General features: G+C 36.3%; 1 rRNA gene. It reads left to right on the top strand.

Going from position 1 to position 402, the window contains the following annotated elements:
• Window positions 1-268: 268 nt before the first annotated feature.
• Window positions 269-402 (top strand): 23S ribosomal RNA (locus A7985_RS25490); the annotation flags it as partial.

Raw genomic sequence — 402 nt, 5'->3', positions numbered from 1 at the left:
CCTTAACGATTTAGAACAGATTTGTTCGAAGTGTCCACACAGATGATTGTTAGTTAGCTTTTGTAAGCTAATTAATATTGCTCTTTAAAAATTTGGAAAGCTGATAATTAAATTCTCGAATAACAAGTAATTGTTATTCAGAGTTTTCGAAAGAAAATGCCGATTAATCATTTAGTTGATTAATTAGCGTCTACTTTAGTATTACTTAACTTCTGGCGAAGTTAAAACTGTCTTTAGCAGTACAACTTAAAACTATTTTGGGTTGTATGGTTAAGTGACTAAGCGTACACGGTGGATGCTTGGCAGTTGGAGGCGATGAAGGACGTACTAACTTGCGATAAGCTAAGTCAAGCCAGTAAGAGGCACTTGAGACTTAGATTTCCGAATGGGGAAACCCACCGC

It is taken from the genome of Pseudoalteromonas luteoviolacea (assembly GCF_001696455.1).
Lineage (GTDB): Bacteria > Pseudomonadota > Gammaproteobacteria > Enterobacterales > Alteromonadaceae > Pseudoalteromonas > Pseudoalteromonas luteoviolacea_C.
Note: the sequence above shows the minus strand (reverse complement) of the source record. Positions and strands in the feature narration are given on the sequence as shown.